This is a genomic window from Pseudomonas sp. 21615526, assembly GCF_013386245.1.
In the GTDB taxonomy this organism is placed as follows: domain Bacteria; phylum Pseudomonadota; class Gammaproteobacteria; order Pseudomonadales; family Pseudomonadaceae; genus Aquipseudomonas.
In genome coordinates this window covers 1-876 of record NZ_JACAOM010000206.1, presented here as the reverse complement: position 1 = coordinate 876, position 876 = coordinate 1, and the positions used below count along the sequence as shown (strand labels likewise).

The window sequence follows — 876 nt, the reverse complement described above, 5'->3', positions numbered from 1 at the left end:
GTCATCCCCTAGGCTTGCCTGGAAGTCCTTAAGGCCATCCAGGAAGTTTTGCCATGAGCAGCGTCACCTCGATCTCCAGTGTCTCGAACAACGTCCGCCAGCGGGTTACCCCGGAAGAGTGGGAGGTGCGCGTTAAACTTGCGGCGGCCTATCGGCTGGCGGCGTTGTACAAGTGGACCGACCACATCTACACGCACTTCTCCGCCCGGGTGCCGGGGCCTGAGGAGCATTTCCTGATCAATGCCTACGGGCTGTTGTTCGATGAGATCAGCGCTTCGAATCTGGTCAAGGTGGATATCGACGGCACGATTGTCGATGACCCTACGGGCCTGGGGATCAACTATGCGGGCTATGTGATCCACAGCGCGATCCATGGGGCTCGCCACGATTTGCAGGCCGTGCTGCATACGCATACGCGGGACGGTATTGCGGTGTCGGCGCAGAAGGACGGGTTGTTGCCGATCTCCCAGCATTCCATCGGGTTTTCCGGGCGCGTTGCGTACCACGGGTATGAAGGTGTGGCCCTTGACCTGGATGAGCGTGAGCGGTTGGTGGCGGACCTGGGGGACAAGAGTGTGATGATCTTGCGCAACCATGGATTGCTGACGGCGGGGGTGAGTGTGGAGCATGCGTTCCAGCAGCTGCAGGGGCTGGAGCGGGCGTGCAATATCCAGATTGCGGCGCAGGCGGGGGGGAATGCCGAGTTGATCTTTCCGCCGGCGGAGGTGGTGGCCAAGGTGGAGAAGCAGGCAGAAGTGTTCAAGAGCGGGGATGGGCCGGGGGTGGCGCGGCACTGGAATGCGTTGATTCGGCAATTGGAGCGTACGGATACTGATTACAAACTTTGACGTTGTGGGTTTGGTATTTACGCTTGGT

1 protein-coding gene is annotated in these 876 nt (G+C 59.9%); it reads left to right on the top strand.

What is annotated here, in order from left to right:
* The first annotated feature begins 53 nt into the window (after nucleotides 1–53).
* Entirely contained in the window at nucleotides 54–848 is a 795-nt protein-coding gene (locus tag HX786_RS31065) for a class II aldolase/adducin family protein (RefSeq protein ID WP_063031004.1), read from the top strand.
* Nucleotides 849–876: the final 28 nt, after the last annotated feature.